Consider the following 25,368-nt stretch of genomic DNA (forward strand, 5'->3'; position numbering starts at 1 on the left):
ACAGGGCACGATCGGGGTCGTGCCCGCCTTGCTGGATGACGTTCGGTTCGCGTTCCAGCCGTTGTTCAACCTCCACACCGGAGGGGTCGTGGCGGTGGAGGCGCTGGCCCGGCCGCACGACGGCAACGTCCACGACCTGCTCCGCATGGCCTTCCAGGCGGGGTACCTGGCCGACACCGACGTGGCGCTGGCCTGCCGCGCGGTGCGCCACGCCGCCGACCACCAGCTCGGCCTGCCGCTGCACGTGAACGTGCTGGCGATGACCGTCGCGGACAGGCCCGGGGTGCTGGCGCCGCTGTACGGCGCGCTGCGCGAGGTGGGGCGCACCCCGGCGGACGTCGTGGTGGAGGTGGGCGCGCCGTACTCGCGGGCGCCGCGCCGGCGGCTGGTCGAGCACCTGCGGCGGTTGCGCGGGGACGGGTTCCGGATCGCCCTGGACGGGGTGGGCGGTGGCGACCCGGCGCTGTCGCTGCTGGCCGAGGTGCAGCCCGACGTGATCAAGCTGGACCGCGAGGTGGTCGTCGGGCTGCCGGTGGACCAGGCGTGGTGCGCGCTGGTGCAGGCGTTGCAGCACCTGTGCGAGCACACGGGTTCGCAGGTGGTGGCGGAGGGCGTGGAGACCGAGGCGCAGCTCGCCGCGCTGCGCCGGCTGGGAGTCCGGCTGGCGCAGGGCAACCTGCTGGCGGGCGCGCAGCGGCGGCCGCGGGTGGACGTGACGATCTCGGCGGTGCTCAGCGAGGTCAACGACCCGGAGGCGGTGTCCCGGGCGATGACCGCGCCGCTGCGGCGCCGGCCGGGGCCGCGGGTGACGGACTTCCTGCACCCGGCGACCACGCTGCCGGACTCGGCGACCTCCGAGGAGGTGCTGGAGGTGCTGTCCCACCAGCCGGCGGTGACCGGCGTGGTGCTGGTGGACGCGGACAACCGGCCGCGGTGGACGGTGGACCGCAACCGGTTCCTGCTGGCGGTGACCGGGCCGTTCGGGCACGCCCTGCACGCCAGGCGGGAGGCGGCGCGGCTGGCGGACGAGCCGAAGCTGATCGGCGCGGAGGCCGGTGCGCTGGAGCTGCTGGACGTGGTGGCGCACGCCAACCGGGAGCGCACCAACGACGACCTGGTGGTCGTGGACGGCGAGGACCGCTGCCTGGGCGTGGTGCGGGTCGCGGACGTGGTGCGCGGCGTGGCGGAGCTGAAGGTGGAGCAGGCGGCGGCGCTGAACCCGCTGACGCGGCTGCCGGGCAGCGACTCGGTCGCGCGGGAGGTCGACCGGCGGGTCCTGGGCGGCGAGCTGTTCGCGGTGGGCTGGCTGGACGTGGACGCGTTCAAGCGGGTGAACGACTCGGTGGGCTTCGCCGCGGGCGACGACCTGATCCGGGCGCTGGGGCGGGCGCTGACGGAGGGCGCCGCGGCGCACCCGGGCGTGCAGGTGGGGCACGTCGGCGGGGACGACTTCCTGCTGGTGGCCGGGTTGGACGAGGTCGTGCCGTTCTCGGCGGGCGTGCTGGACCGGCAGTACGCGGTGGAGGGCGCGGCCGTGACGCTGTCGCTGGCGACGCTGGTCTGCGCGGCCGGGTCGGTGGGGTCGTACCGGGAGGTGTCGCGGCTGCTCGCGCCGCTGAAGGGGCACGCGAAGTCGCTGCGCGGCACGAGCTGGGTGCTGGGTCGGCCGGGCAGCGACCACGTGGACGTGCTGCGCGGCGGGCCGCACCTGGCGGTGGGCTAGCGAAGTTCACCGCAACGCCCCTGTCCACCCGTGCCGGTCGCTCCTAGCATCCAGTTTGCCGCTCGGCGCAGGGAGGCCCGTGGTGACCGAGGTGACCGCCCTACCGCTGCCGACGCCGGTGCCCGGCCCGCCGCTGACGGTGGGCGTGGAGGAGGAGTTCCTGCTCGTCGACGCGGTGACCGGGGAGCTGGTGCCGCTGGCGCCCGCGGTGCTGGGCGGCGCGGACGGGGTGCTGGACCTGCAGGCGGAGCTGACCCGGTACCAGGTGGAGAGCGCCACGCCGGTGTGCCGCGGCATGGTCGAGGTGCGCGAGCAGCTGGTGGCGGCGCGGCGGGAGCTGGGTCGGCTGGCCGGGGCGCACGGGGCGCGGATCGTGGCCAGCGGGACGCCGGTGCTGGGCGGTGAGCGGCCGCCGCCGCTGAGCGACGACGCCCGGTACCGGGCGATCTCGGCGCGGTTCCGGTCGCTGGTCGACGGGCTGACCACCTGCGGGTGCCACGTGCACGTGGGCGTGCCGGACCGGGAGACCGGGGTGGTGGTCAGCAACCACCTGCGGCGGTGGCTGCCGGTGCTGCTGGCGCTCAGCGCGAACTCGCCGTTCTCGCGGGGCCGGGACACCGGGTACGCGAGCTGGCGGTACGTGGCGTGGAGCCCGTGGCCGTCGGCGGGCGCGCCGCCGTGGTTCTCCTCGGTCGAGGACTACGACTCGGGCACGCGGGTGCTGCGGGCGACCGGGGCGGCGCTGGACCCGGGGATGGTCTACTGGGACGTCCGGCTGTCGGCCCGGTACCCGACGGTGGAGCTGCGGGTGTGCGACGTGGCGGCGACCGTGGACGAGGCGGTGCTGATCGCGGCCCTGGTGCGGGCGGTCGCGGCGACGGCGGTGGCGGGCGAGCCCGCGCTGCGCGTGCCGGACCTGGCGCTGCGCGCGGCGATGTGGCGGGCGGCGCGCGACGGGCTGGCGGGCGCCGGGGTGCAGCCGCGCACCGGTGAGCTGGTGGCGGCGGCGGACCTGCTGCGGGAGCTGGTGGCGTGGGTGCGGCCGGCGCTGCGCGCGGCCGGCGACGAGGCCCTGGTGCTCGACGGCGTGGGGCGGCTGCTGGTGGACGGCACGGGCGCGGCGCGGCAGCTGCGGGCGTTCGGGCGGCGCGGTTCGGCGGCGGACGTGGTGTCGCTGCTGGTGGAGCAGACCTGAGGGCGGGACGCGGGCACCCGCCGGACCGCGGTGGTCCGGCGGGTGCCGGTTCGAGCGCTCCCCGCGCGGGTCAGACGGTGAAGCCGAGGGCGCGCAGCTGCTCGCGGCCGTCGTCGGTGATCTTCTCCGGGCCCCACGGCGGCATCCACACCCAGTTGATGCGGAAGTCGTTCACGATGCCGCCGCCACCGCCGCCGACCAGGGCGGCGCGGGTCTGGTCCTCGATGACGTCGGTCAGCGGGCACGCCGCGGAGGTCAGCGTCATGTCGATCAGGGCGACGTTGTCCTCGTCCACCCGGATGTCGTAGACCAGGCCCAGGTCGACGACGTTGATGCCCAGCTCGGGGTCGACCACGTCGCGCATGGCCTCCTCGACGTCGTCCAGGGCGGCCACCTCGGCCTTCGGCGCGGGCGGTTCGGGCATGCCCTCGATGCCGCGCACCACGTCCTCCTCGGTGCTCATGCCTTAGCTCCCTCGCTGCGGGACACCGCGTCCTTGAAAGCCATCCACCCCAGCAGCGCGCACTTCACGCGCGCCGGGTACTTCGCCACGCCCGCGAACGCGATGCCGTCCTCCAGGACGTCCTCGTCGGGCTCCACCCGGCCGCGGCCCTGCATCAGCTCGACGAACGCGTCCATCTTCACGAACGCCTCGTCCAGCGGCCTGCCCACCACCAGGTCGGTCAGCACCGAGGTGGACGCCTGGCTGATCGAGCAGCCCTGGCCCTCGTAGGACACGTCCGCGACCTTGCCGCCGTCCAGCCGCACCCGGAGCGTCACCTCGTCGCCGCAGGTGGGGTTGACCTGGTGGGACTCGGCGTCGAACGGGTCGCGCAGGCCACGGCCGTGGGGGTTCTTGTAGTGGTCCAGGATGATCTCCTGGTACATCTGCTGGAGCTGCATTCAGGCCACCCCGAAGAACTTCTGCGCCTCGCGGACGGCGTCCACCAGCGCGTCCACCTCGTCGGGCGTGTTGTACAGGTAGAAGCTCGCGCGGACGGTCGCCACCGCGTCCATCCGCCGGTGCAGCGGCCACGCGCAGTGGTGGCCCACCCGCACGGCCACGCCCAGGCTGTCGAGCACCTGGCCCACGTCGTGGGCGTGGACGCCGTCGACGACGAACGACACGGCGCCGCCGCGGTCCGCGGTGTCGAGGGGCCCGACCACCCGCACGCCCGGGATCGCCGACAGGCCCTTGAGCGCGGCGGCGGTCAGCTCGTGCTCGTGCGCGGCGACGCGGTCCATGCCGACCGCGGTGAGGTAGTCGACGGCCGCGCCCAGGGCCACCGCCTGCGAGGTCATCGGCACGCCGGCCTCGAACCGCGCGGGCGGCGGGGCGAACGTGGAGCTCGCCATGTGCACCATCTCGATCATCGACCCGCCGGTGAGGAACGGCGGCAGCGCCTCCAGCAGCTCGCGCCGCCCGTAGAGCACGCCGACGCCGGACGGGCCGAGCATCTTGTGGCCGCTGAACACCGCGAAGTCCACGCCGAGGGCGTGGAAGTCCACCGGGCCGTGCGGGACGGACTGGCAGGCGTCCAGGACGGTGAGCGCGCCCACCCGGGCCGCCGCGTCGACCAGCGCGCGCACCGGGTTGACCGTGCCCAGCACGTTGGACTGGTGGGTGAACGCGACGACCTTGGTGCGCGGGTTGACCAGCTCGTCGACGTCCGACAGGTCGAGCCTGCCCTCGTCGGTCACGCCGAACCAGCGCAGCGTGGCGCCCGTGCGGGCGGCCAGCTGCTGCCACGGCACCAGGTTGGCGTGGTGCTCCATCTCGGTCACCACGATCTCGTCGCCGGGGCCGACGCGGAACCGCTCGGCCTCCGGTCCGGACGTGGCGGCGTTGCCCATCGCGTAGGCGACGAGGTTCACGCCCTCGGTGGCGTTCTTGGTGAACACCACCTCGCCGTAGTCGGCGCCCACGAAGTCGGCGATCTTCTGCCGCGCGGCCTCGTAGGCGTCGGTGGCCTCCTCGGCCAGCTGGTGCGCGCCGCGGTGCACGGCGGCGTTGGCGGTCTCCAGGAAGGCGCGCTCGGCGTCGAGGACCTGCCTCGGCCGCTGCGAGGTGGCGCCGGAGTCCAGGTAGACCAGCCGCTTGCCTTCCCGCACGGTGCGGCCCAGGATCGGGAAGTCCGCGCGCACGGTAGCGACGTCCAGTGGAGCAGCGGTGGTGGTCACAGCCCCGACGCCTCCTCTCGGTACGAAGTCACAGCAGGTGCAACGTCAGCCGATGCTGGCTGCTTCCTGCTTCCCGGTGTACTTCACGTAACCCTCGGCCTCCAGCTGCTCGGCCAGCTCGGGGCCGCCCGACTCGACCACGCGCCCGTTGGCGAACACGTGCACGAAGTCCGGCTTGATGTACTTGAGGATCCGGGTGTAGTGCGTGATCAACATGATCCCGGCGTCGCCGGACGCCTTGTACCGGTTCACGCCCTCGGACACCACGCGCAGCGCGTCGACGTCCAGGCCGGAGTCGGTCTCGTCCAGGATCGCGATCTTCGGCTTGAGCAGGCCCAGCTGCAGGATCTCGTGGCGCTTCTTCTCGCCGCCGGAGAAGCCCTCGTTGACCGAGCGCTCGGCGAACGCCGGGTCGATGTCGAGGTCGGCCATCGCGCCCTTGACCTCCTTGACCCAGTGCCGCAGGTTCGGGGCCTCGCCGCGCACGGCGGTGGCGGCGGTGCGCAGGAAGTTCGACATCGACACGCCCGGGACCTCGACCGGGTACTGCATGGCGAGGAACAGGCCCGCGCGGGCGCGCTCGTCCACGCCCATCTCCAGCACGTCCTCGCCGTCGAGCAGCACGCTGCCCGAGGTGACCTGGTACTTGGGGTGCCCGGCGACGGCGTAGGACAGGGTGGACTTGCCGGAGCCGTTGGGACCCATGATCGCGTGCGTCTCGCCCGACCGGATGGTCAGGTCGACGCCCTTGAGGATCTCCTTGGACGTCTCGTCGGTGGTGACCGAGACGTGCAGGTCCTTGATCTCCAGAGTGGCCATTGGTGCTCAGTTCTCCTGGTGTGGCGAAAGTCGGTTCGTGGTGGTGGTGACGTCGACGTAGACGTCACCAGCGCGGAGTTCGACGGCGAACACGTCGACCGGTTCGGTGGCGGGCGGCGACGACGGGCGGCCGGTGCGCAGGTCGAAGCACGAGCCGTGCAGCCAGCACTCCACGCCGCGGCGCGTCACCTCGCCCTCGCTGAGGGCGACCTCGGCGTGGGTGCACAGGTCGCGCAGGGCGTGCACGGCGTCGCCGTCGCGGACGAGCAGGACGGGGGTGTACCCGTCGCCGACCTCGAACGCGACCGGCTTGCGGTCGTCGAGGTCGGCGACCGAGCACACCCGGATCACGCGCCCACCGCTTCCAGTTCCGCCTCGATGGCGGCCTCCAGGCGCTCGCGCACCCCGGGCACGCCGATCTTGAGCAGGATCTCGTGGAAGAAGCCGCGCACGACCAGGCGGCGGGCCTGCTCCTCCGGGATGCCCCGCGCCTGCAGGTAGAACAGCTGCTCGTCGTCGAACCGGCCGGTGGCGCTGGCGTGGCCCGCGCCCTCGATCTCGCCGGTCTCGATCTCCAGGTTGGGCACCGAGTCGGCGCGCGCGCCGTCGGTGAGCACCAGGTTGCGGTTGAGCTCGAAGGTGTCGGTGCCCTCGGCCGCGGCGCGGATCAGCACGTCGCCGATCCACACGGTGTGCGCGTCCTCGCCCTGCAGCGCGCCCTTGTAGACGACGTTGCTGCGGCAGTTGGACTCCGCGTGGTCGATGAACGGCCGGTGCTCCAGGTGCTGGCCCGCGTCGGCGAAGTACAGGCCCAGCAGCTCGGCGTCGCCGCCGCGGCCGGCGTAGGTGACCGTCGGGGTCAGGCGCACCAGGTCGCCGCCCAGGGTGACCACGGTGTGCCTGATCGTCGCGTCGCGGCCCAGCTTCACGTGGTGGGAGGACACGTGGACGGCGTCGTCGGCCCAGTCCTGGATGGCCACGACGGTCAGGTGCGCGCCGTCGCCGACGACGAACTCGACGTTGTCGGCGTACGCGCCGGAGCCGCGGTGGTCGATGACGACGACGCCCTCGGCGAACGGCCTGGCGTTGACCTGGAGGTGCCCGTAGGCGACCTCGCCCCTGCCCGGGCCGGTGACGGTGACCGTGGTGGGCTCGGACTTGGCGTCGCCCGGCAGCGTGACGACGGTGGCCTCGGCGAACGAGCACCACGCCTGCGCGGCGACGCGGTCGCCGGGGGTGCCCGCGACGCCGAGGCGGTCGTCGCCGCGGGTCGCGGTCTCGACGGCCACGCCCGCGGGGGCCTCGACGTCGACGGTGGCGCGGCCGGTGGCCTCGGCGCCGTTGTGCAGGTTGGCCAGGCGCTTGAGCGGGGTGAAGCGCCAGATCTCCTCGCGACCGCCGGGCACCTCGAACGCGGCCACGTCGAAGGACGTGAAGTGGTCCGCGCGCGAGGACACCGGGGCACCCGCACCGTGCGAGTGGGCCGTCAGGCCGTGTTGCTGGTCTTCGGTGGTGACGGCCATGTCAGCCGACGGCCCCTTCCATCTGCAGCTCGATCAGGCGGTTCAACTCCAGCGCGTACTCCATGGGCAGCTCGCGCGCGATGGGCTCGACGAACCCGCGCACGATCATGGCCATGGCCTCGTCCTCGTTCAGGCCGCGGGACATCAGGTAGAACAGCTGGTCCTCGGAGACCTTCGAGACGGTGGCCTCGTGGCCCATCGCCACGTCGTCCTCGCGGACGTCGACGTAGGGGTAGGTGTCCGAGCGGCTGATGTTGTCCACCAGCAGCGCGTCGCACTTGACCGTGGACTTCGAGTGGTGCGCCCGCTTGTTGACCTGGACCAGGCCGCGGTAGGAGGTGCGGCCGCCGCCGCGCGCCACCGACTTCGACACGATCGTGGACGACGTGTGCGGCGCCATGTGGACCATCTTCGCGCCCGCGTCCTGGTGCTGGCCCTCGCCCGCGAACGCGATCGACAGGACCTCGCCCTTGGCGTGCTCGCCCATCAGGAACACGGCCGGGTACTTCATGGTGACCTTGGAGCCGATGTTGCCGTCGATCCACTCCATGGTCGCGCCCTCTTCGGCCTTGGCGCGCTTGGTGACCAGGTTGTAGACGTTGTTCGACCAGTTCTGGATGGTCGTGTAGCGGCAGCGGCCGCCCTTCTTGACGATGATCTCCACGACCGCGGAGTGCAGCGAGTCCGACGAGTAGATCGGCGCGGTGCAGCCCTCGACGTAGTGCACGTACGCGCCCTCGTCGACGATGATCAGGGTCCGCTCGAACTGGCCCATGTTCTCGGTGTTGATCCGGAAGTACGCCTGGAGCGGGATCTCCACGTGCACGCCCTTCGGCACGTAGATGAACGAGCCGCCCGACCACACCGCGGAGTTCAGCGCGGAGAACTTGTTGTCACCGGCGGGGATGACGGAGCCGAAGTACTCCTTGAACAGCTCCGGGTGCTCCTTGAGGCCCGTGTCGGTGTCCAGGAAGACGACGCCCTGCTCCTCCAGGTCCTCGCGGATCTTGTGGTAGACCACCTCGGACTCGTACTGGGCGGCGACACCGGCGACCAGGCGCTGCTTCTCCGCCTCCGGGATGCCCAGCCGGTCGTAGGTGTTCTTGATGTCCTCGGGCAGGTCCTCCCAGGTCGCGGCCTGCTTCTCGGTCGACCGGACGAAGTACTTGATGTTGTCGAAGTCGATGGCCGACAGGTCGGAGCCCCAGGTCGGCATCGGCTTGCGGTCGAACAGGCGCAGCGCCTTGAGCCGGTACTCCAGCATCCACTCGGGCTCGGACTTCTTGGCCGAGATGTCCCGGACGACGTCCTCGTTCAGGCCCCGGCGAGCGCTCGCGCCTGCCGCGTCCGAGTCGGCCCAGCCGAACTCGTAGTTGCCGATGCTCGCCAGGGTCTCTTCCTGGGTGAGCTGGCCTGTGGTGGTGCGCTGCTCGGCAGCGGCAGTCATGCGGGCTCCCCTCCATCCGGGTTCCGGGGTGTGTTCGGGATGTGCGTCGTGCACACGGCGTCACCGCGCGCGATCGTGGCCAGGCGCTGGACGTGCGTGCCGAGCAGGTCGGCGAACGCCGCCGTCTCGGTCTCGCACAGCTGCGGGAACTCGGCCGCGACGTGCGCGACGGGGCACAGGTGCTGGCAGAGCTGCTCCCCCGCCCCCACGTGCCGCGCCGAGGCAGCGTAGCCCTCCCTGGTCAGCGCGATCGCCAGGGCCTTGGCCCGTTCGGCCGCGTCGGGCTGGGCCACGATGGCCGCCCGGTGCTGGTCGACCAGCGCGGAGACCCGCCGCTGCGCGAAGGCCCGTACCGCCTCCTCCCCGCCCTGTTCGGCGAGGAACCGCAGCGCGGCGACGGCGAGGTCGTCGTAGGCGTGCCCGAAGCGGGCCCGCCCCTGCTCGGTCAGCAGGAAGAGCTTGGCCGGGCGACCCCGGCCGCGCTGCCCCCTCCGGGGGGCCTCCCTGCCGGTCGCCTCGCCGTCGGCCACCAGCGCGTCGATGTGCCGGCGCACCGCCGCGGAGCTGATGCCCAGCTGCTCGGCGACCGAGGCCGCGGAGACGGGGCCCTGCTCCAGCAGCAGGCGTGCGACGGCGTGCCGGGTGCGCCCGTCGTGCCCGGCTGGCACGGCGGTCGAGTGGGTCCCGGCGTTTTTCACAACACCAGTGTTGCGTATTTCGCCGGCACTCGCAAAGATCACCGCGCGTCGGGTGACCCGACTCACCCGGCGGGGCGGCCGATACCCTGCCGACGTGACGGCGGGCGGATTGGTGACGGGGAACCGGGCGGGGATCGGCGAGGCGGCAGCGCTCGACGCCCCGGAGCGCCGGCAGCTCGACATCATCCGCCGCTGGGGCACGGTCGGCGCGCTGCTGATGGCCGTGGGCTCGCTCGGGTCGGGCGTGGCGCCGGTGTTCAGCCCGCTGCCGGGCACGCCGCTGCTGAGCCTGTTCGTGCGGATGCCCACCGCCTCCATGGCCGTGGTGTGGACCGGCATGTTCATGGTGGTGTCGGCGTGGCTGTGGCTGGGCCGGTTCGCCCGGCCGGGCCGGCCGCGGCTGATGACCCGCAGCCAGCTCGACCGGACGCTGCTGATGTGGATCACGCCGCTGGTGTTCGTGCTGCCCATGTTCAGCCGCGACGTCTACAGCTACCTGGCGCAGTCGCAGATCGCGGCCAACGGGCAGGACCCCTACGAGCTGGGGCCGGCCACCGCGCTGGGCGTGGACCACGTGCTGACCAGGAACGTGCCCAACATCTGGCGGGAGACGCCCGCGCCGTACGGGCCGCTGTTCCTGGCCGTGGGCCGGGTCATCTCCATGGTGACCGGCGACAGCGTGCTGCCGGGGGTGTTCCTGCACCGGCTGCTGGTGCTGCTGGGCCTGGCGATGACCGTGTGGGCGCTGCCCCGGCTCGCGCGCCGCTTCGGCGTGCCGCCGGTGAGCGCGCTGTGGCTGGGCGCGGCCAACCCGCTGGTGCTGTTCCACCTGGTCGTGGGCGTGCACAACGAGGGCCTGGCGATCGGGCTGATGCTGGTCGGCCTGGAGCTGGCGCTGCGCCGGATGCCCACCACGCCCGGCGCGCCGGTCACGCGCGAGGAGCTGCTGTGGATCGTGCTCGGCGCGACCATGATCACCATGGGCGCGGCGGTGAAGATCCCGGCCGCGCTGGCGCTGGGCTTCCTGGGCGTGATGATCGCCCGCCGGTGGGGCGGCCGGTTCACCGACCTGGTCCGCGCGGCGCTGCTGTTGCTGCTGGTCTCGGGCGTGGTGATGGTGGGCACGTGCGTGGGCACGGGCCTGGGCTTCGGCTGGGTGGAGACGCTGAACGTGGCCTCCACGGTCAAGAGCTGGATGTCGCCGCCGACCGCGATGGGCTTCCTCGGCGGCGGGCTGGGGCTGGTGCTCAAGCTCGGCAACCACACCGACTCGCTGATCATCCTGATGCGCCTGGTCACCCAGGCGGTGTCGGTGGCCATCGCCGGGACGCTGCTGTGGAAGGCGTTCCAGGGGCGGATCAAGGCGGTCAACGGGCTGGGCGCGGGCCTGGGCGCGGTGCTGGTGCTGGGGCCGGTGCTCCAGCCGTGGTACGTGCTGTGGGCGGCGTTGCCGCTGGCCACAGCGGTGCTGGCGCGCCGGTTCCGGGTGTTCGCGACCACCGCCAGCGCGGTGATCGCGGTGGTGCTGCCGCCGACGGGGTCGGCGTTCGACGGGCGCGCCTACATCGTGCCGCAGGCGGTGACCGGCGCGGTGGTCGCGTTCGCGCTGTGCGTGCTGGTGGCGCGCCGCCAGGTGCTCCCGCTGCTGCGGCCCGACCCGCTGCCGGGCTCGGTGTAGCCCTCGGCGGTGTGAACGCCGCCGGGGCCGATGTGAACGCTTCCGGACCTGGTCCGACCACTGACGGGTGAACCGTCGCCGGGCCGCGTGATGGCCCGTCCGGCTGCCGGTGACCCGATCGGGGTGTAACCGGTTGCCCGGTTCGGGCGAGACACCGTTGCTGGGACGATCGGGTCACCGGGGCATTCGGGGGAGGGAGCGCGCGATGGCGGACGTGCCTCAGGAGCAGATCCGGTTCGCGGTGGTGCTCAACGGCGGGGTGAGCCTGGCCGTGTGGATGGGCGGCACCGTGCTGGAGCTCGACCGCCTGACCAGGGGCGACGGCCCGTACGCGGCCCTGCTGGACATGGTCGGCAGCACCGCGCGCGCCGACGTCATCACCGGCACGTCGGCGGGCGGCATCAACGGTGCCGCGCTGGCGTTGTCGCAGGTCAACCGCAACGCGCGGCTGGAGCGGCTGCGGGACCTGTGGGCCGAGCAGGGGCGGATGGAGCAGCTGCTGCGCACCCCGTTCCGCGGCCAGCCGGTGTCGCTGCTGCGCGGCGACGAGTTCTTCCTGCCGCGGCTGCGGGAGGCGCTGGAGCGGCTGACCGGGGACTTCGAGCCGACCCCGCGCGACGAGCGGCCGGTGGACCTGCGGATCACCACCACGCTGCTGACCGGCGTGCCCGCGGTCACCCACGACGACCTGGGCCAGCCGCTCGTGCAGTCCTCCCACCAGGGCAGCTTCTCGTTCCGCCGCGACCCCGGCGGGCGCGACGACTTCACCGCCGACCGGCTGCCGGCGCTGGTGGGGCGCCTCGCGCTGGCCGCCCGCTCCTCGGCGTCGTTCCCGTTCGCGTTCGAGCCGTCGTTCGTGCCGGTGGCGCCCGGCGCGCCCGACGGTGACCGGCCGAACATGGCCGAGGTCGCCTCGTGGGCCAACGGCACCGACAACCGGTCCCGGTACGCGGTCGACGGCGGCGTGCTGGTCAACACCCCCACCAAGGAGGCGCTGGAGGCCATCGACCGGATGCCCGCCGAGGGGCCGGTGCGGCGGGTGATGCTGCTGGTGTTCCCGCACGCCCGCGACGACGTGGTGGAGCCGGTGGCCCCGGTCGACGGCGCCCTGCCCAGCACGGTGGCCACCGGCGGCGGCCTGCTCGGCGCGCTGACCGGGCAGAGCGGCCGCACCTACGTCGAGCGCATCGAGGAGCACAACCGCAACGCCGCGTCCCGGCGGGGCGGCCGCAACGCGCTGCTGGACCGGCTGGCGCGCGGCGGTTCGGTGGTCGAGCGGCTCTACGCGCTGGCCGGCACGCTGCACGACCACTACGAGGACGTGCGCATCCGGCACGCGGCCCGCGACATCACCTGCCGCCAGTTCGAGGTGCCCGGCGCCAACGCCGCCGGCTGGACCTTCGAGCGGGTGCGCGCGGCCGCCGAGGCCGCCCAGCGCCAGTACCGCGACGAGCAGGGCCGGCTGCCGTACGTGCCGGTGGCGCCGCAGCCCACCCCGCTGCCCGACCACGGCTGGCCGTGGGGCATCACCATGGCCGAGCGGCTCGCGTCGGCCGCGATGGACCTGCTCAAGCGCCTGGTGTGGGTGATGCCCGACGCGCAGCGGCTCGGCGCGGCCCGCACCGACCTCTACGACGTGCGGTCGCGGCTGCGCGCGGCGCGCGCCGAGCTGGACGGGCACTGGACCACCGCCGAGCTGGAGGAGCTGGACCAGGCGTACTGGGAGCGGCGGCTGCACCGGTTCGCCGGGAAGATGCTCGACGAGCCCGACGGCGTCGGGCAGCGGGTGCGCGAGCAGGTCGACCGCATCGCCGACATCCTCGACGACGCGCACACCATCCTCGTCGGCCTGGACGACACCCACCTGCGCGTGGGCGCGCTGCGGCCGTGGCACCGGCTGCTCACCGAGCCGCCCACCCCCGCCGAGGCCGGGCTGGCGGGCGGCGCGCTGTGGCTGTCCCGGGTGCTGGCGCTGGAGGTGGCGGCCACCTGCCTGGCCGACGACAGCCGCGGCGGGCTCGACCAGGCCGTGGAGCTGGTGCAGATCAGCCTCCAGACGCGCAACGCCTTCGCCGAGTACAGCCTCACCCCCGACGACAAGGCCGGCGGCGCGTCGCTCAACCGGTTCTCCGGGTTCCTCAAGCGGTCCTGGCGGGTCAACGACTGGATCTGGGGCCGCCTCGACGGCGCCACCATGCTGTGCCGGGTGCTGTTCGACCCGAAGCGGCTGCTGCGCGTCGACCGGCTCGAAGGCGGCGGCGGCGACCCGGCCGAGCGGGCCGCGCGGCGGGTCGACGAGCTGGTGGGCAGGCTGTTCGGCTCGGGCCTGCCAGCCGACCTGGAGCCGTGCGCGGCCAGGGCGAAGCAGGAGCTGGCGCGGGTGTACGCGAACCCGGACGGCGACCACCCGCCGACGTGCGAGGCGCTGGCGGAGCTGGCCGCGTGGGCGCTGCACACCCGCATCGCGTGCGAGGAGCTGCCGGCGCTGCGCGCGGCGATCCTGGCCGACCGGCTGGAGGGCGCGGACCGGCGCTCGCGCGGCGAGCTGTTCCTGGAGGAGCAGGCGGCGCTGCTGGCGCGGCTGCCCGTGCGCACCGACGCCGAGCGGGTCGAGGTGGGCGTGCAGGCGCTGCGCGCGTTCGACCGGGCGGGCATCGGGCGCGAACCGCTGGTGCAGGAGGCGAGCAGCGACCAGGTGATCCGCACCGCGGCGACCGCGGCGGCGGTGGCGATCACCGTGGCCGACAGCGAGAACTCCGGGCTGGGCACGGCGAAACCGCTGACCAGGACGTTGCGCGGGGCGGCGCTGCTGCCGTACTGGACGATCACCGGGCTGACCCGGGGCGGGCAGCTGGCCCAGTTCCTCGGGCTGCTCGGCTTCGCGCTGGGCGGCGCGCTGCTGGTGCTGTCGCTGTTCGACCTGCTGCCGCCCTGGGCGGTGGGGCCGGCGGCGGCGCTGGGCAGCGGCACGCTGCTGGCCGCGTTCGGCTACGCGGCGCTGCGCTCCGGCACGCTGCTGCACGGGCTGGTGCTGCTGTCACCGGTGATACCGCTGGTCGCGGTGGCCGTCGACCGGACCAGGGACGCGCTCGCCGGTGACGCGGGCAAGCAGGCCACCACCGGCGTGGTCGCGGTCGGCGGCGTGCTGCTGGTCGTGCTCGGGCTGCTGGTCATCGGCAGCCTGCCCGCGCCGGTCGGCACGCCGCTGGCGGTGCTGGCCCGCGTCCGGCTCAAGCCGCGGCTGCTGCTGCGGGTGCTGGTGGCCGCGGCGATCGTGGCGGGCGTGTGGGTGTTCGTGCGGTACCGGCTCTACGACCTGCCCGCGCCGGTGGTCGTCGCGGGCACGGTGGTGGCGGTGCTGTTCGGCGCGGTCACCTCGTACCTGCTGGGCAGCTCGCTGCGGCGGTGGCGGCAGGTGGACGGCGCGTGGGAGACCGAGCCCGCCGAACCGCCCGCGTCGGCCACCGCCGGGTGGGCCGCGGTGTACGGGTCGGTGCTGCTGGCGCTGGCGGCGTTGATCCAGGTGGCCGAGCTGCGCTTCACCGGCTGGGAGGCGGTGCTGGGCACGGCGCTGTCGTTCGGGCTGGTCCTGCTGTTCGTGACCACGTGGTGGGTGCCGCTGCGGGCCCGGCGGACCATCGCGACGTCGCTGGTGGAGCAGATGTCGATCGTCGACTTCGCCCCCGACCGGGTGGCCGAGGAACTGCTCAGGCGACTGGAGGGCCACGGCATGCTGTTCAAGTTCCTCACCGAGCTGGGCCCCGACGGCCGACCGCGCCTCAACGCCCGCGGCCGGCACGTGGCCCACCGCGCCCGCCGCCTCTCCACCACCGGCACAGACCGCACCTAACCCGCGCGTGTCCTCCACTCCGGCACCGCGAGTCCTCCACTCCGGCACCGCGAGTCCCGCGTTCAAGACCACCTGGGTTCCACGTTCCGAACGGAGGGCTCGCGGTGTCTGAACGGAGGACACGCGGTGTCTGAGCGGAGGACACGCGCGGGGGTCAGGCGGCGGCGGTTGCGGGGGTGGCGGGGCGGAGGGCGGGCAGGCGCATGGCCTGGGCGTAGAGGGATTCGAAGGTGTCCAGGGTGGTGTCGATGGCGTGGGCGGCGATCAGCTCGCCGGAGGCGGCGCCCATGCGGGCGGTCACGGCGGGGTCGGCGACCACGGCGTGCAGGCGGTCGGCCAGGCCCCGCACGTCGCCGGGGGTGAACAGCCAGCCGTTGCGGCCCGGGCGGCACAGGTGGGGCAGGGCCATGGCGTCGGCGAGCACGACGGGCCTGCCCGCAGCCATCGCCTCCATGGTGGCCAGGCTCTGCAGCTCGGCGATGCCCGGCATGCAGAACACGTCGGCCGCGGCGTAGGCGTCGAGCAGCTCCTCCTCGCCGACGAACCCGCGGAACCGCACCCGGTCGGCGATGCCCAGGTCGCGCGCCAGCAGCTCCCACTCCGCGCGGCACGACCCGTCGCCGACGACCTCCGCGTGCAGGCGCGGCACCAGGGCCACCGCGCGCAGCAGCTCGTCGACCCGCTTCTCCTCGTCCAGCCGCCCCACGAACAGCACGGTCGGCGCGTCGGCGCGCCGCACCGGGCGCCGCCCCCGGTACCGGTCGACGTCGATGCCGCACGACACCGCCACCGCCCGCGGCGGGAACCCGTTGTCGTGCAGCAGCCGCACGGCCCGCGGCGTCGGCGCGGTCACCACGTCCGCCTGCCCGAACACCCGCCCCAGGTCGCGCCACGCCCACCGCGACGCCGCACCCCGCAACCAGCCGGGCACCCGCGCGTGGCCGAACAGGTTCTCCGGCATGAAGTGGTTGGTCGCCACCGCGGGCACGCCCAGCTCCACGGCCCGCCGCAGCACGTACCGGCCGACCACGAAGTGCGCCTGCACGTGCACCAGGTCTGGCCGCAGCCGGTCCAGCAGCGCCGCCACGTCCCGGCGCACCTCCCACGGCAGGCCGATGCGGAACGTGCGGTGGAACGGGGTGCGGTGCGACCGCAGCCGGTGCACGGTGATGCCGTCGACCCGCTCGGTGCCCGCCCGCCCGGTGGGCGACACGCACACCACGTGCACGTCGTGGCCCCGGCCGGCGAGCCCGAGGGCCAGCCGGTGCGCGAACCGGGCCGCGCCGTTGACGTCGGGCGGGAACGTCTCCGCGGCGATCACGACCCGCGTGGCGCGTCCGTCGTTCACTGTCTTCTCCGATCTGGTGGTGGTTGCTCGGGGCTCGCGGGCCAGCGCGACCACGCCGCCGACGGCGACCAGCGCGCACGCGAGCTCGGCCAGGGCGACGGCGCCGCTGGTCCGGGTCGCCTCGCCGAGCAGACCCGCGCCGATGCCGACGGCCACGAGCGGGTCCACCACGGTGAGGCAGGCGACCGCCAGGTGCGGCGGTCCACTGGCATAGGCGTGCTGGGTGAACCAGCCGCCGACGAGCAGGGCGGCGGCGATGCCCGCCGCCGAGGAGGCGGTCGCCCAGGTCACGCCGCCCTGCTGGACGTCCTGGGACACCGCGCGCATGAGCACGGACACCAGGCCGTAGGCCACGCCGCCGGCCGCGCCGAACCCGAGGGCCCGCACCGCCGGGCGGGTGGCCAGCACACCCACCAGGCCGGGCGCGGCGACCAGGCCGAGGGCGAGCAGGCCCGCCCGCAGCTCCGCCTCGGGCGCGACGGCGGTGGCGGTGGCGCTGCCCGCGGCCAGGAACACGAAGGCGGCGACCCCCGTCGTGGTCACCAGGACCGCGGGCAGCTCCCGCCGGCGCCCGTCGAGCAGCGCGGTGATGCCGATGGCGACCACGCCCACCGGCTGCACGACGCTCAGCGGCGCCATCCCCAGCGCCACCGCGTGCACCGCCGAGCCGAGCACGAGCAGCAGCAGCCCCAGCAGCCACCGCGGCCGGCGCAGCAGCTCCGACACCCGCGGCGCGCCCCCGCCGGCCCGCACCGCGTCGTGCTGCAACCGGGCGGCGAAGGCGAAGCACACCGCCCCGGCCACCGCCAGCGGCACCGCGACCCCCGTCACGACGCCACCTCCCGGCGCACCACCGCGGCGGCGAGCGCGAACAACAGGCAATAGAGCAGGAAGAACAACACGCGTTCGAAAAGCCCCAGCAGGACCGCCCCGTCGGCGGAACCGGTCAACGCGAGGTGGCTCAGCATGAATGCGACCGAACCGAATCCGGCGGCGACGGAAAAACGACGGACGGTGGCACTCGGGATGAACGTCCGGGAAATCAGCCACCCGGCCAGCGGCAGCGCCGCGAACATCACCGCGCCCGCGTACCGGTGCACCGCGCCGGAGAACGACGTCGGCGCGCCCACCGGGTCCGTCGGGAACACCGCGGCCGCGGTCAACCCCGCCGCCCACAGCCCCATCAGCCACGACACCGGCCCGTGCACCGGCAGGCCCGACCGCACCAGCACCACCAGCAACCCCACCGAAGCGGCCGCCAACGACAACGCGGTCACCCCCAGCAGCGCCGTGCCGTTGTCCACGAAGATGTAATCGCTGACCGTGTGCCGCACCGGGCTCAGTTCACCGAACGAGGCCACGTGCAGGTATACGACCGGCAACAGCGACCCGACCAATCCCGTGACGGCCAGCGGCAACACCGCCGTCCGCCGTTCCCCCCTGATGTCCGCCACGAACAAGATCCTGGCGGCGATACCGCGGCCCGCGATATCCGGAAGACCCCCGAGGAAACCCTGAAGCCCCCCGGAGGAACCCGGTGGGGTTGACCCCACCACCGGGGCGACGACGGCCAGGTCCTACGCTGCGCAGTCGTGAGCCCGCATCCCCAGCACCCTGCCGTGGAGGTGTCGGGGCTGGTCAAGCGCTACGGCTCCACCGTCGCGGTGAACGGACTCGACCTGGCCCTGGAAACCGGCACGGTCCTCGCGCTGCTCGGCCCCAACGGCGCCGGCAAGACCACCACGGTCGAGGTCTGCGAGGGGTTCCGGCGGGCCGACGGCGGCGAGGTCCGCGTCCTGGGCCTCGACCCCGCCCGCGACGGCGACCGCCTGCGCCCCCGCATCGGCGTGATGCCCCAGGGCGGCGGCGGCTACCCCGGCGTGCGCGCCACCGAGATGCTGCGCCTCGTCGCCGCCTGCGCCGCCAACCCGCTCGACCCCGCCTGGCTGCTCGACGTGCTCGGCCTGTCCTCCGTCGGCCGCACCCCCTACAAGCGGCTCTCCGGCGGCCAGCAGCAGCGCCTGTCGCTGGCCTGCGCCCTCGTCGGCCGCCCCGAGCTGGTGTTCCTCGACGAACCCACCGCCGGCCTCGACCCCCAGGCCCGCCGCCTGGTCTGGGACCTCGTCGCCGCCCTGCGCGCGGACGGCGTCAGCGTCCTGCTCACCACCCACCTCATGGACGAGGCCGAAACCCTCGCCGACCACGTCGTCATCGTCGACGCCGGCCGCGTCGTCGCCCAGGGCAGCCCCGCCGAGCTGACCACCCGCCACGACGACCGCCAACTCCGCTTCCGCGCCCGCCCCGGCCTGGACCTCACCCTGCTGCGCGACGCCCTCCCCGAGGGCATGGAGGTCCACGAGGCCACCCGCGGCGCCTACGTCGTCCAGGGCACCATCGACCCCCAGGTCGTCTCCGCGGTCACCTCGTGGTGCGCCCAGCAGGGCGTGCTGGCCGAGGAGCTGACCGTGGCCAAGCGGAGCCTGGAGGACGTGTTCCTCGACCTCACCGGCAGGGAGCTGCGCCCGTGACCGAACACCGGTTCCCCCCGGGCACCTTCAGCCCCGCACCCGGCCGCGGCCGGCTCGGCCGGATGCTGCTCGCCCAGGCCCGCACCGAAGCCGTCCTCACCCTGCGCAACGGCGAACAGGTCCTGCTGACCGTGCTCATCCCGGTCGCCCTCCTGGTCGCGATGAGCCTCATGGCCGTCATCCCGGTGCCCGAACCACGCGTGGCCTCGGCCACCGCCCGCGTCCTCGCCCTGGCCGTCATCTCCTCCGCGTTCACCGGCCAGGCCATCGCCCTCGGCTTCGACCGCCGCTACGGCGTGCTCAAGCGGCTCGCCGCCACCGCGCTGCCCCGCTGGCTCCTCGTCGCCGGCCGGGTGACCGCGGGCCTCGCCGTCGTCGCCGTCCAGGTCGTGATCATCGCCGTGGTCGCGCTGCTCCTGGGCTGGGACCTCCCGCCCGCCACCGGCCTGCTGTGGACCGCCGCGCTGCTCCTGCTCGGCTCCCTGTCCTTCGGCGCCCTCGGCGTCCTGCTCGGCGGCGCCCTGCGCGCCGAGATCGTCCTCGCCCTGGCCAACATCGCCTGGTTCGCGCTCCTGCTCGTCGGCGGCGTCGCCCTCGGCGCCGACACCCTGCCGACCTGGCTGGGCGTGATCGTGGCCGCACTTCCCTCCGCCGCCCTCGCCGAGGGCCTCCACACCACCCTCGTCGACGGCGCCGCACCCGGCCTCGCCCAGGTGTTCGTGCTGCTCATCTGGGGTGCCGCCGCCGCGGCCCTGGCCACCAGGACCACCCGGCTCGGCTGACCCCGCCCGGCACACCCCCGCGAGCGGTACCTACCATCGCAGGCGTGCCCCCCTGGTTCACCACCTTCCTCAGCCGGTTCCAGCGCGCCTTCGCCGTCGCCGTGGTGATCGCCCAGGGCGGCATCGCGGTCACCGGCTCCATCGTCCGCGTCACCGGCTCCGGCCTCGGCTGCCCCACCTGGCCCCAGTGCTTCGAGGGCAGCCTCGTGCCCACCCCGCACCCCGAGGTCGCCTGGCTGCACCAGTGGGTCGAGTTCGGCAACCGCACCCTCACCGGCGTGGTCGGCGTCATCGCCGCCCTCTGCGTGCTCGCCGCCTGGTTCGACCGGCCCCGCCGCCGGCGCGTGCTCGTCCTCGGGCTCGTCCAGTTCGGCGGCGTCGTGCTCCAGGCCGTCATCGGCGGCATCACCGTGCTCACCGGCCTGCTCTGGTGGACCGTGTCCGTGCACTTCCTGGTCTCGATGCTGCTCGTCTGGTTCGCCGTCCTGCTCGTCGCCTCCCTCGGCGAGGGCGACGAACCCGCCCGGCCCCTCGTGCCCCGACCGCTGCTGGCCCTCCAGGTCGTGCAGGCGGTCACCCTCGGCCTGCTGCTGCTGGCCGGCACCTTCGTCACCGCCGCCGGACCGCACGCCGGCGACTCGGACACCCCGCGCCTCGACGCACCCGTGGACACCCTGTCCCAGCTGCACGCCGACCTGCTGTTCCTGTTCCTCGGCATGCTCGTCGCCCTGGGCTTCGCGCTCAAGGGCCACCCGGTCCCCCGCCGCCCCTACCGCGTCCTCGTCGGCGTCGTGCTCGCGCAGGGCACCCTCGGCCTGGTCCAGTACTGGACCGGCGTGCCCGAGGTGCTGGTCTCCCTGCACGTCCTGGGCGCCGGCGCCGTCGTGGTCGCCACCGCCGCCCTGTGGGTGTCCACCCGCGAACGGCCCCGCGCCGCTCACCTCGCCGAGGACGGCCTCCGGTCCCAGACCGCCGGCAGCTCCGTCGCCAGCCACGCGTAGAGGTCGTCCACCGCGCGCAACCGCACCGCCCGCTCCGGGTCGCCGCTCATCAGCCGCATCCCCGCCTCGGTCAGGTCCCGCACGCTCACCAGCGCGTCCAGCTTGGCCCGCACCAGGTCACCCCACCGCTTCTCGTTGATGCGGTACTGCGCCGCCTGCCTGCCGCGCCGGGTCCGCTTGGTCACCAGGCCCTGGTTGACCAGGAACTTCAGGTTCGTGCTGATCGAGCCGCTGCTCGCCTCCAGCTCCTGCGACAGCTCGGCGGCCGTGCGCTCGCTGGGCTGGCACACCAGCAGGTAGCCCAGGATGCGGCCCCCGATCAGCGGGAAGCCCTCCTTCTCGAAGTGCGCCGCGAACCGCTCGATCCACGCGGACAGCCGGGTTTCCCGTCCGACGCTCACCGCCACCCCCTGCGAGATCCGGTCGACCGAGATTCGGTCGACACTGAAACCATCGTAGGTCGGGCGCTGATCTTCCCGCAAAGGGACGCGCGGGAACGCCGGGCCCGAGGTGCCCGAACGTCGAACTCGGGGGTCCGGAAGGGCCGACACGACGGGTCTGGAGGTTCGACTCGCGGTGCCGGAGTGGAGGACACGCGGTGCCTGGGTGGAGGACACGCGGGTTACAGGCGGCGGAGGCCGGCCAGGACGCGTTCCATCAGGCCCAGGTCGGGCTGGTCGGTGGAGGCGGTGTCGTGGACGTCGATCAGGCCGCGCTCGGCCATGTCGCCCAGCAGGACCTTGGCCACGCCCAGCGGCAGGCGCAGCAGGGCCGCGACCTCCGCCACCGAGCGCGGGCGGCCCACCAGGTTGATGACCTCGTGGTACTCGGCCTTCATCGCACCCGGGTAGTCCCAGTCCACCGCGGACACCAGCGTCTCGATCTCCAGCTGGTAGGCCGAGGTGGTGCGGCCACCGGTCCACGAGTAGGCGCGGACGATCGAGGCCGCCTCCTCGCGCGGGTACCCGAAGTCGTCCTCGTCGTCGAACACCGGCCGGTGGGGCTTGGTGTCGGCGGGGTCGGCGGCGTCGGCGGCACGGGGTGCGGGCTCCGGTTCCTCCCGCCGGGCCGGTCTGCGCCGGCGGGAGTCCAGGCTGAACCCGTTCAGCAGCTCCGCGAAAGCCTGCTCCGACGATCCGCCCGGGTCTTGGTCGCGGCTCATAACCACCTCACGCCGACGGGCGGGCCATCATCCGCTTCGCGCCGTGGAGCTGGGCGCGCAGCTCGGGGGTGAGGAGCTGGCCGACCTGGTCGACCACCACGGTCATCTCGTAGGCGACCTGGCCGACGTCGGCGTCCGGCGCGGCGAGCACCGCCAGGCAGGAGCCGTCCCGGATCGACATCAGCAGCATGATGCCGTGCTCCATCTCGATCACCGACCGGAGCACGCCGCCGCCGTCGAAGCAGCGCGACGCCGACTCGGTCAGGCTCGCCACCCCGGCCGCGATCGCGGCCAGCTGGTCCGCGCGGTCGTCGGGCAGGCCGTTGGACGCGGTGAGCAGCAGGCCGTCCACCGAGATGACGACCGCGTGCGCCACCCCCGGCACGCGGTCCGCGAAGTTGCCGACCAACCAGCCGAACTGGTCGACCTGCCTGGTCCTCTGCGAGCTCATCCGTTGTTCTCCTGCCCAGCTCGGTTCTCCCCGGACTCCAGCTCAGCCTGCCGGACACCGGTCTGGTAGCTGGCGAGGAACCCGCGTGTCGCCTGCGGATCCCTCCGGACGGGTGCCACCGCGTCGGGTGCGCCCGGCCGTTCGGACACCAGGTTGGTGCGGGGCCGCCTCTTCGGCAGTCCCGACGGGTTCTCGGTCACGGGCGCCTCCCCGCGCTCGTGGTCTTCCGGCGCGCGGTGGCGCGCCGGCTCGGCGGGTCCGGGCGGCACCGGGGTGCCGCCGAACCAGGTCGACCCGTTGCGCCGGGGCGCGGGGGCCGGTGCCGCGGGTGCCGACCCGTTGGTGGTCGACGTCTCGGTGGTCCGGCCGCGGAACGGCGCCCAGCCGTCCTCCTCCAGCGGCACGGCGGGCGGCAGCGGCGGCACGGACGGCGGCATGAGCAGCGGCTGCGGGCCGGTCGAGGACACGCGCGGGGGCAGCGCCGGCTGCGGACCGGTCGACGACACCCGCGCGGGGGTCTTGGGATCGGTCGGGGGCACCCGCGGGGGCAGTGGTGGCTGGGGGTCGCGCGCCGGCAGCGGCGACTGGGGGTCGCGCGAGGGCAGCGGCGGTTGCGGGCCGGTCGACGGGCCCGGCGAGGTGGGGAGCTGCGAGGCCGGGAGCTGCGAGGCCGGGAGCTGCGTCCCGGCGGCGGGCGACAACCGCGTCCCGTTGGCGGCGGGCGCCCCGTTGACCGCACCGGACGGCTGCGGGCGCCGGTCACCGGCGGCGGACCGGGGCGCGGGCGCGCCGCCGACCGCCCGGACCAGGTCGGCGGGCAGCGCCACCACCGCGCGCAGCCCGTCGCCCTGCTCGCGCAGCACCACCTCGATGCCGTGGCGCCCGGCGAGCCGGCCCACCACGTACAGGCCGAGCTGGCGGGACACCGTCAGCTCGCCGGAGTCCTCCGCAGCGGCCAGCGCGATCCGGCGGTTGGCCTGCGCCAGGTCCTCGTCGGACATGCCGACGCCCTGGTCGAGCACGTCGACCAGCACGCCGCCGCCCGGCCGGGCCCGGCCGCCGACCAGGACCTGGGTGCGCGGCGGCGAGAACGCGGTCGCGTTGTCCAGCAGCTCGGCCACCAGCCGCACCAGGTCGCCGGCCGCGTAGCCGACCACCTCGACCGACGGCGTGGCCTGCACGACGACCCGCTGGTACTGCTCGATCTCGGACGCGGCGGCGCGCAGCACGTCGCCCAGCGGCACCGGGCGGGTGAAGCGGCGGGCCACGTCGCTGCCGGAGAGCACCATCAGGTTCTCGTTGTTGCGGCGCATCCGGGTGGCGAGGTTGTCCAGCTTGAACAGGTTCGCCAGCTGCTCGGGGTTCTCCTCCTGCCGCTCCAGCTCCTCCATCAGCCGGAGCTGCCGCTCGACCAGGCCCTGGCTGCGGCGGGACAGGTTGATGAACGCGTTGCGCATGGCGGCGCGCAGCTCGGCCTGCTCGGCCGCGGAGCTGACCGCCTGCCGGTGCACCGCGTCGAACGCGCGGGCGAGCTGGCCCAGCTCCTCCCGGGTGTCCACGGGCACGGGCTCGACGGTGACGTCGTGCGAGGCGTCCTCGCGCAGCTGCGCGACCAGCGCGGGCAGCCGGTGCTCGGCCACGTCCAGCGCGGAGGTGCGCAGCGCGCGCAGGGAGCGCAGCAGGTAGCTGCCGACCACGAACCCGATGCCGGCCGCCGCGACCAGCGAGGCGAGCAGGATCACCGAGGCCGCGCCCGCCAGGTCGCTGGTGCTGTCCTGCAGGCGGGCGGCGGCGGAGTCGAGCTGGGCCTCCAGGACCCGCAGCACGACGCCGAGCTGCTTGAGGGTGCCCTCGGAGCCGCTGTCCCACTGCTCGACGGGCACCCGGTCGGCGACCGAGCGCGGGTCGTCGCGCACCTGGAGCACCAGCCGGTTGCGGGTGTCCACGTCCGGGCCGGACACCGCGGTCCGGTACTCGCCCTGCTGCTGGGTCGTGGCGACCGCGGAGAAGTCGGCGAGCTTGTCCTGCATGCGGGTCAGCGACTGCGCCAGGAGGGTGCGCTCGACGTCGACCAGCGAGCCGCGGCTGATGCCCACGAGCACGGTGGCGTGCTGCCAGGACACCTGCTCGGCGGCCATGGCCAGGTGGTGCAGCGCGGTGGCGGTGCCGGACAGGGCGGAGTCGCCGAAGTCGCCGACCATGGCCTGGTCGAAGTCCATCAGGGCGCGCAGCACCACGGTGTAGCCGCCGACGGCGCCCTGGAGGTCGACGCTGCCGGTGATCACCCGGTCGCGCAGCTGGGGCAGGCCGTCGAGCTGCACCACGACGTCCCGGAAGCGCGCGGCGGCCACCTCGCCGAGCCTGGCGCGCTCGACCAGGTTCTTCAGGCCGGCCGCGGCGGTGTCGGTGGCGCGCGGGAGGTCGCGGAAGTCCGCGGCGTTCACGCCGGCGCCCTCCTCGCGCCGCGCGGCCATCGCCCGCTCGGCCTGCACGCCCTCGATCACGGGGTCGAGCCCGGCGCGCAGGGTCACCAGTCGTTGCATCGCAGCGTAATTGTCCGCGCTCTTCACGTAACCGCGGATCTGCACCAGGCCCGCGCCCACCGCGACGAGCACCGGCACGGCCAGCACGGCCGCGAGCTTGATCGGCAGGCGCCAATTCCGCCAGTCCGCGACAGCGGTCCACCACTGCCGGCGCGCGTTGTTGTCGCCAGTCACCAGACAAGCCCCGGAAAGTCCGTAGTTGTTTCAAAGTTGAACGACGCCGGCACCTTTATGACGGCGGGCGGCGGGTGTTGCTGCGCGGATAGTAGGTGGTGGACTGCCCCGGGACAATGACCTTGCGGTGGGTCCTCATCCGATCGGCGCAGCGTGACCACCGCTGGTCCATCGAGGGTGGCCCCGGTCACCGGATCGGCGGCCGATCCAATGACCGGAGCGGAGTCACCCGAGGACCCCGGATCGCCCGGTTGCCACGAAGGGC

The 25,368-nt window shown here is 74.0% G+C and carries 21 protein-coding genes; 7 read left to right on the forward strand and 14 right to left on the reverse strand.

Annotation, left to right across the window (positions count from 1 at the left end; all coding sequences use genetic code 11):
* Positions 1-19 precede the first annotated feature (19 nt).
* Both EKG83_RS35570 and EKG83_RS35575 read left to right on the forward strand, forming a co-directional pair.
* The gene (locus tag EKG83_RS35570; protein ID WP_051766264.1) at positions 20-1,723 is read left to right on the forward strand and encodes an EAL domain-containing protein; all 1,704 of its coding nucleotides are present in this window, start codon (positions 20-22) and stop codon (positions 1,721-1,723) included.
* A gap of 82 nt (positions 1,724-1,805) precedes the next feature.
* On the forward strand, positions 1,806-2,918 hold the full coding sequence (locus EKG83_RS35575) for a carboxylate-amine ligase (RefSeq protein WP_063741380.1): 1,113 nt from the start codon (positions 1,806-1,808) through the stop codon (positions 2,916-2,918).
* 70 nt (positions 2,919-2,988) lie between these two features.
* On the opposite strand, the gene EKG83_RS35580 is transcribed toward EKG83_RS35575, so the two are convergent.
* Genes EKG83_RS35580 through EKG83_RS35615 form a run of 8 tightly spaced genes read right to left on the reverse strand, consistent with a single transcriptional unit; the run spans position 2,989 to position 9,586 of the window.
* Entirely contained in the window at positions 2,989-3,381 is a 393-nt protein-coding gene (locus EKG83_RS35580; RefSeq protein ID WP_033432472.1) for a metal-sulfur cluster assembly factor, read from the reverse strand.
* Positions 3,378-3,821, reverse strand: coding sequence for a Fe-S cluster assembly sulfur transfer protein SufU (gene sufU / locus EKG83_RS35585; RefSeq protein ID WP_033432473.1), 444 nt, complete (start codon positions 3,819-3,821; stop codon positions 3,378-3,380). The genes EKG83_RS35580 and sufU overlap by 4 nt, the downstream gene beginning before the upstream one ends.
* Positions 3,822-5,099 (reverse strand): cysteine desulfurase, encoded by a 1,278-nt coding sequence (locus EKG83_RS35590; protein WP_033432474.1) that lies wholly within the window; start codon positions 5,097-5,099, stop codon positions 3,822-3,824. It lies immediately after the preceding gene.
* A 45-nt stretch (positions 5,100-5,144) separates the two neighbouring features.
* A complete protein-coding gene (gene sufC, locus EKG83_RS35595) occupies positions 5,145-5,918 on the reverse strand; it encodes a Fe-S cluster assembly ATPase SufC (RefSeq protein ID WP_033432475.1) in 774 nt (257 codons plus the stop codon).
* A gap of 6 nt (positions 5,919-5,924) precedes the next feature.
* On the reverse strand, positions 5,925-6,269 hold the full coding sequence (locus tag EKG83_RS35600; protein WP_033432476.1) for a non-heme iron oxygenase ferredoxin subunit: 345 nt from the start codon (positions 6,267-6,269) through the stop codon (positions 5,925-5,927).
* The gene (gene sufD / locus EKG83_RS35605) at positions 6,266-7,441 is read right to left on the reverse strand and encodes a Fe-S cluster assembly protein SufD (protein WP_033432477.1); all 1,176 of its coding nucleotides are present in this window, start codon (positions 7,439-7,441) and stop codon (positions 6,266-6,268) included. Before sufD ends, EKG83_RS35600 begins: the two co-directional genes overlap by 4 nt.
* 1 nt (position 7,442) lies before the next feature.
* A complete protein-coding gene (gene sufB, locus EKG83_RS35610) occupies positions 7,443-8,888 on the reverse strand; it encodes a Fe-S cluster assembly protein SufB (protein ID WP_033432478.1) in 1,446 nt (481 codons plus the stop codon).
* Positions 8,885-9,586 carry a helix-turn-helix transcriptional regulator gene (locus tag EKG83_RS35615; protein WP_033432479.1) on the reverse strand — a complete coding sequence of 234 codons (702 nt, stop codon included), beginning with the start codon at positions 9,584-9,586 and terminating at the stop codon, positions 8,885-8,887. The genes sufB and EKG83_RS35615 overlap by 4 nt, the downstream gene beginning before the upstream one ends.
* A 94-nt stretch (positions 9,587-9,680) precedes the next feature.
* On the opposite strand from EKG83_RS35615, the gene mptB reads away from it, so the two are divergent.
* Both mptB and EKG83_RS35625 read left to right on the forward strand, forming a co-directional pair.
* A complete protein-coding gene (mptB, locus tag EKG83_RS35620) occupies positions 9,681-11,264 on the forward strand; it encodes a polyprenol phosphomannose-dependent alpha 1,6 mannosyltransferase MptB (RefSeq protein ID WP_051766266.1) in 1,584 nt (527 codons plus the stop codon).
* A gap of 205 nt (positions 11,265-11,469) precedes the next feature.
* Complete coding sequence (locus EKG83_RS35625; RefSeq protein WP_084716688.1) at positions 11,470-15,114, forward strand: patatin-like protein; 3,645 nt, start codon at positions 11,470-11,472, stop codon at positions 15,112-15,114.
* Between the two features lie 154 nt (positions 15,115-15,268).
* On the opposite strand, the gene EKG83_RS35630 is transcribed toward EKG83_RS35625, so the two are convergent.
* Both EKG83_RS35630 and EKG83_RS35635 read right to left on the reverse strand, forming a co-directional pair.
* The gene (locus tag EKG83_RS35630; RefSeq protein WP_033432481.1) at positions 15,269-17,293 is read right to left on the reverse strand and encodes a glycosyltransferase; all 2,025 of its coding nucleotides are present in this window, start codon (positions 17,291-17,293) and stop codon (positions 15,269-15,271) included.
* Positions 17,290-17,883: a DUF998 domain-containing protein gene (locus EKG83_RS35635; protein ID WP_228122337.1), complete on the reverse strand. Its 594-nt coding sequence runs from the start codon at positions 17,881-17,883 to the stop codon at positions 17,290-17,292. The genes EKG83_RS35630 and EKG83_RS35635 overlap by 4 nt, the downstream gene beginning before the upstream one ends.
* Positions 17,884-18,054: 171 nt before the next feature.
* On the opposite strand from EKG83_RS35635, the gene EKG83_RS35640 reads away from it, so the two are divergent.
* From EKG83_RS35640 to EKG83_RS35650, 3 genes are all read left to right on the forward strand, one after another.
* Positions 18,055-18,990: an ABC transporter ATP-binding protein gene (locus EKG83_RS35640; protein ID WP_228122338.1), complete on the forward strand. Its 936-nt coding sequence runs from the start codon at positions 18,055-18,057 to the stop codon at positions 18,988-18,990.
* 62 nt (positions 18,991-19,052) lie between these two features.
* Positions 19,053-19,772 (forward strand): ABC transporter permease, encoded by a 720-nt coding sequence (locus EKG83_RS35645; RefSeq protein ID WP_084716696.1) that lies wholly within the window; start codon positions 19,053-19,055, stop codon positions 19,770-19,772.
* Between the two features lie 44 nt (positions 19,773-19,816).
* Positions 19,817-20,773, forward strand: coding sequence for a COX15/CtaA family protein (locus EKG83_RS35650; protein ID WP_063741379.1), 957 nt, complete (start codon positions 19,817-19,819; stop codon positions 20,771-20,773).
* Here the strand turns inward: EKG83_RS35650 and EKG83_RS35655 are convergent.
* From EKG83_RS35655 to EKG83_RS35670, 4 genes are all read right to left on the reverse strand, one after another.
* Entirely contained in the window at positions 20,710-21,174 is a 465-nt protein-coding gene (locus EKG83_RS35655; protein WP_033432538.1) for a GbsR/MarR family transcriptional regulator, read from the reverse strand. The two genes, EKG83_RS35650 and EKG83_RS35655, sit on opposite strands and share 64 nt — an antisense overlap.
* Before the next feature lie 221 nt (positions 21,175-21,395).
* Positions 21,396-21,935, reverse strand: a complete 540-nt coding sequence (locus EKG83_RS35660; protein ID WP_051766267.1) for a DUF742 domain-containing protein — start codon at positions 21,933-21,935, stop codon at positions 21,396-21,398.
* Positions 21,936-21,942: 7 nt separating this feature from the next.
* A complete protein-coding gene (locus EKG83_RS35665; RefSeq protein ID WP_033432484.1) occupies positions 21,943-22,386 on the reverse strand; it encodes a roadblock/LC7 domain-containing protein in 444 nt (147 codons plus the stop codon).
* Positions 22,383-25,103: a sensor histidine kinase gene (locus EKG83_RS35670; protein ID WP_033432485.1), complete on the reverse strand. Its 2,721-nt coding sequence runs from the start codon at positions 25,101-25,103 to the stop codon at positions 22,383-22,385. The genes EKG83_RS35665 and EKG83_RS35670 overlap by 4 nt, the downstream gene beginning before the upstream one ends.
* Between the last annotated feature and the right edge of the window lie 265 nt (positions 25,104-25,368).

This window comes from Saccharothrix syringae (genome assembly GCF_009498035.1).
In the GTDB taxonomy this organism is placed as follows: domain Bacteria; phylum Actinomycetota; class Actinomycetes; order Mycobacteriales; family Pseudonocardiaceae; genus Actinosynnema; species Actinosynnema syringae.

Excerpts from the sequence above, each read along its gene's own strand:
- EKG83_RS35580 (WP_033432472.1), bottom strand. The coding sequence starts at position 3,381 with ATGAGCACCGAGGAGGACGTGGTGCGCGGCATCGAGGGCATGCCCGAA.
- sufU (WP_033432473.1), bottom strand. The coding sequence starts at position 3,821 with ATGCAGCTCCAGCAGATGTACCAGGAGATCATCCTGGACCACTACAAG.
- sufC (WP_033432475.1), bottom strand. The coding sequence starts at position 5,918 with ATGGCCACTCTGGAGATCAAGGACCTGCACGTCTCGGTCACCACCGAC.
- sufD (WP_033432477.1), bottom strand. The coding sequence starts at position 7,441 with ATGGCCGTCACCACCGAAGACCAGCAACACGGCCTGACGGCCCACTCG.
- sufB (WP_033432478.1), bottom strand. The coding sequence starts at position 8,888 with ATGACTGCCGCTGCCGAGCAGCGCACCACCACAGGCCAGCTCACCCAG.
- EKG83_RS35625 (WP_084716688.1), top strand. The coding sequence starts at position 11,470 with ATGGCGGACGTGCCTCAGGAGCAGATCCGGTTCGCGGTGGTGCTCAAC.
- EKG83_RS35645 (WP_084716696.1), top strand. The coding sequence starts at position 19,053 with ATGCTGCTCGCCCAGGCCCGCACCGAAGCCGTCCTCACCCTGCGCAAC.
- EKG83_RS35660 (WP_051766267.1), bottom strand. The coding sequence starts at position 21,935 with ATGAGCCGCGACCAAGACCCGGGCGGATCGTCGGAGCAGGCTTTCGCG.
- EKG83_RS35665 (WP_033432484.1), bottom strand. The coding sequence starts at position 22,386 with ATGAGCTCGCAGAGGACCAGGCAGGTCGACCAGTTCGGCTGGTTGGTC.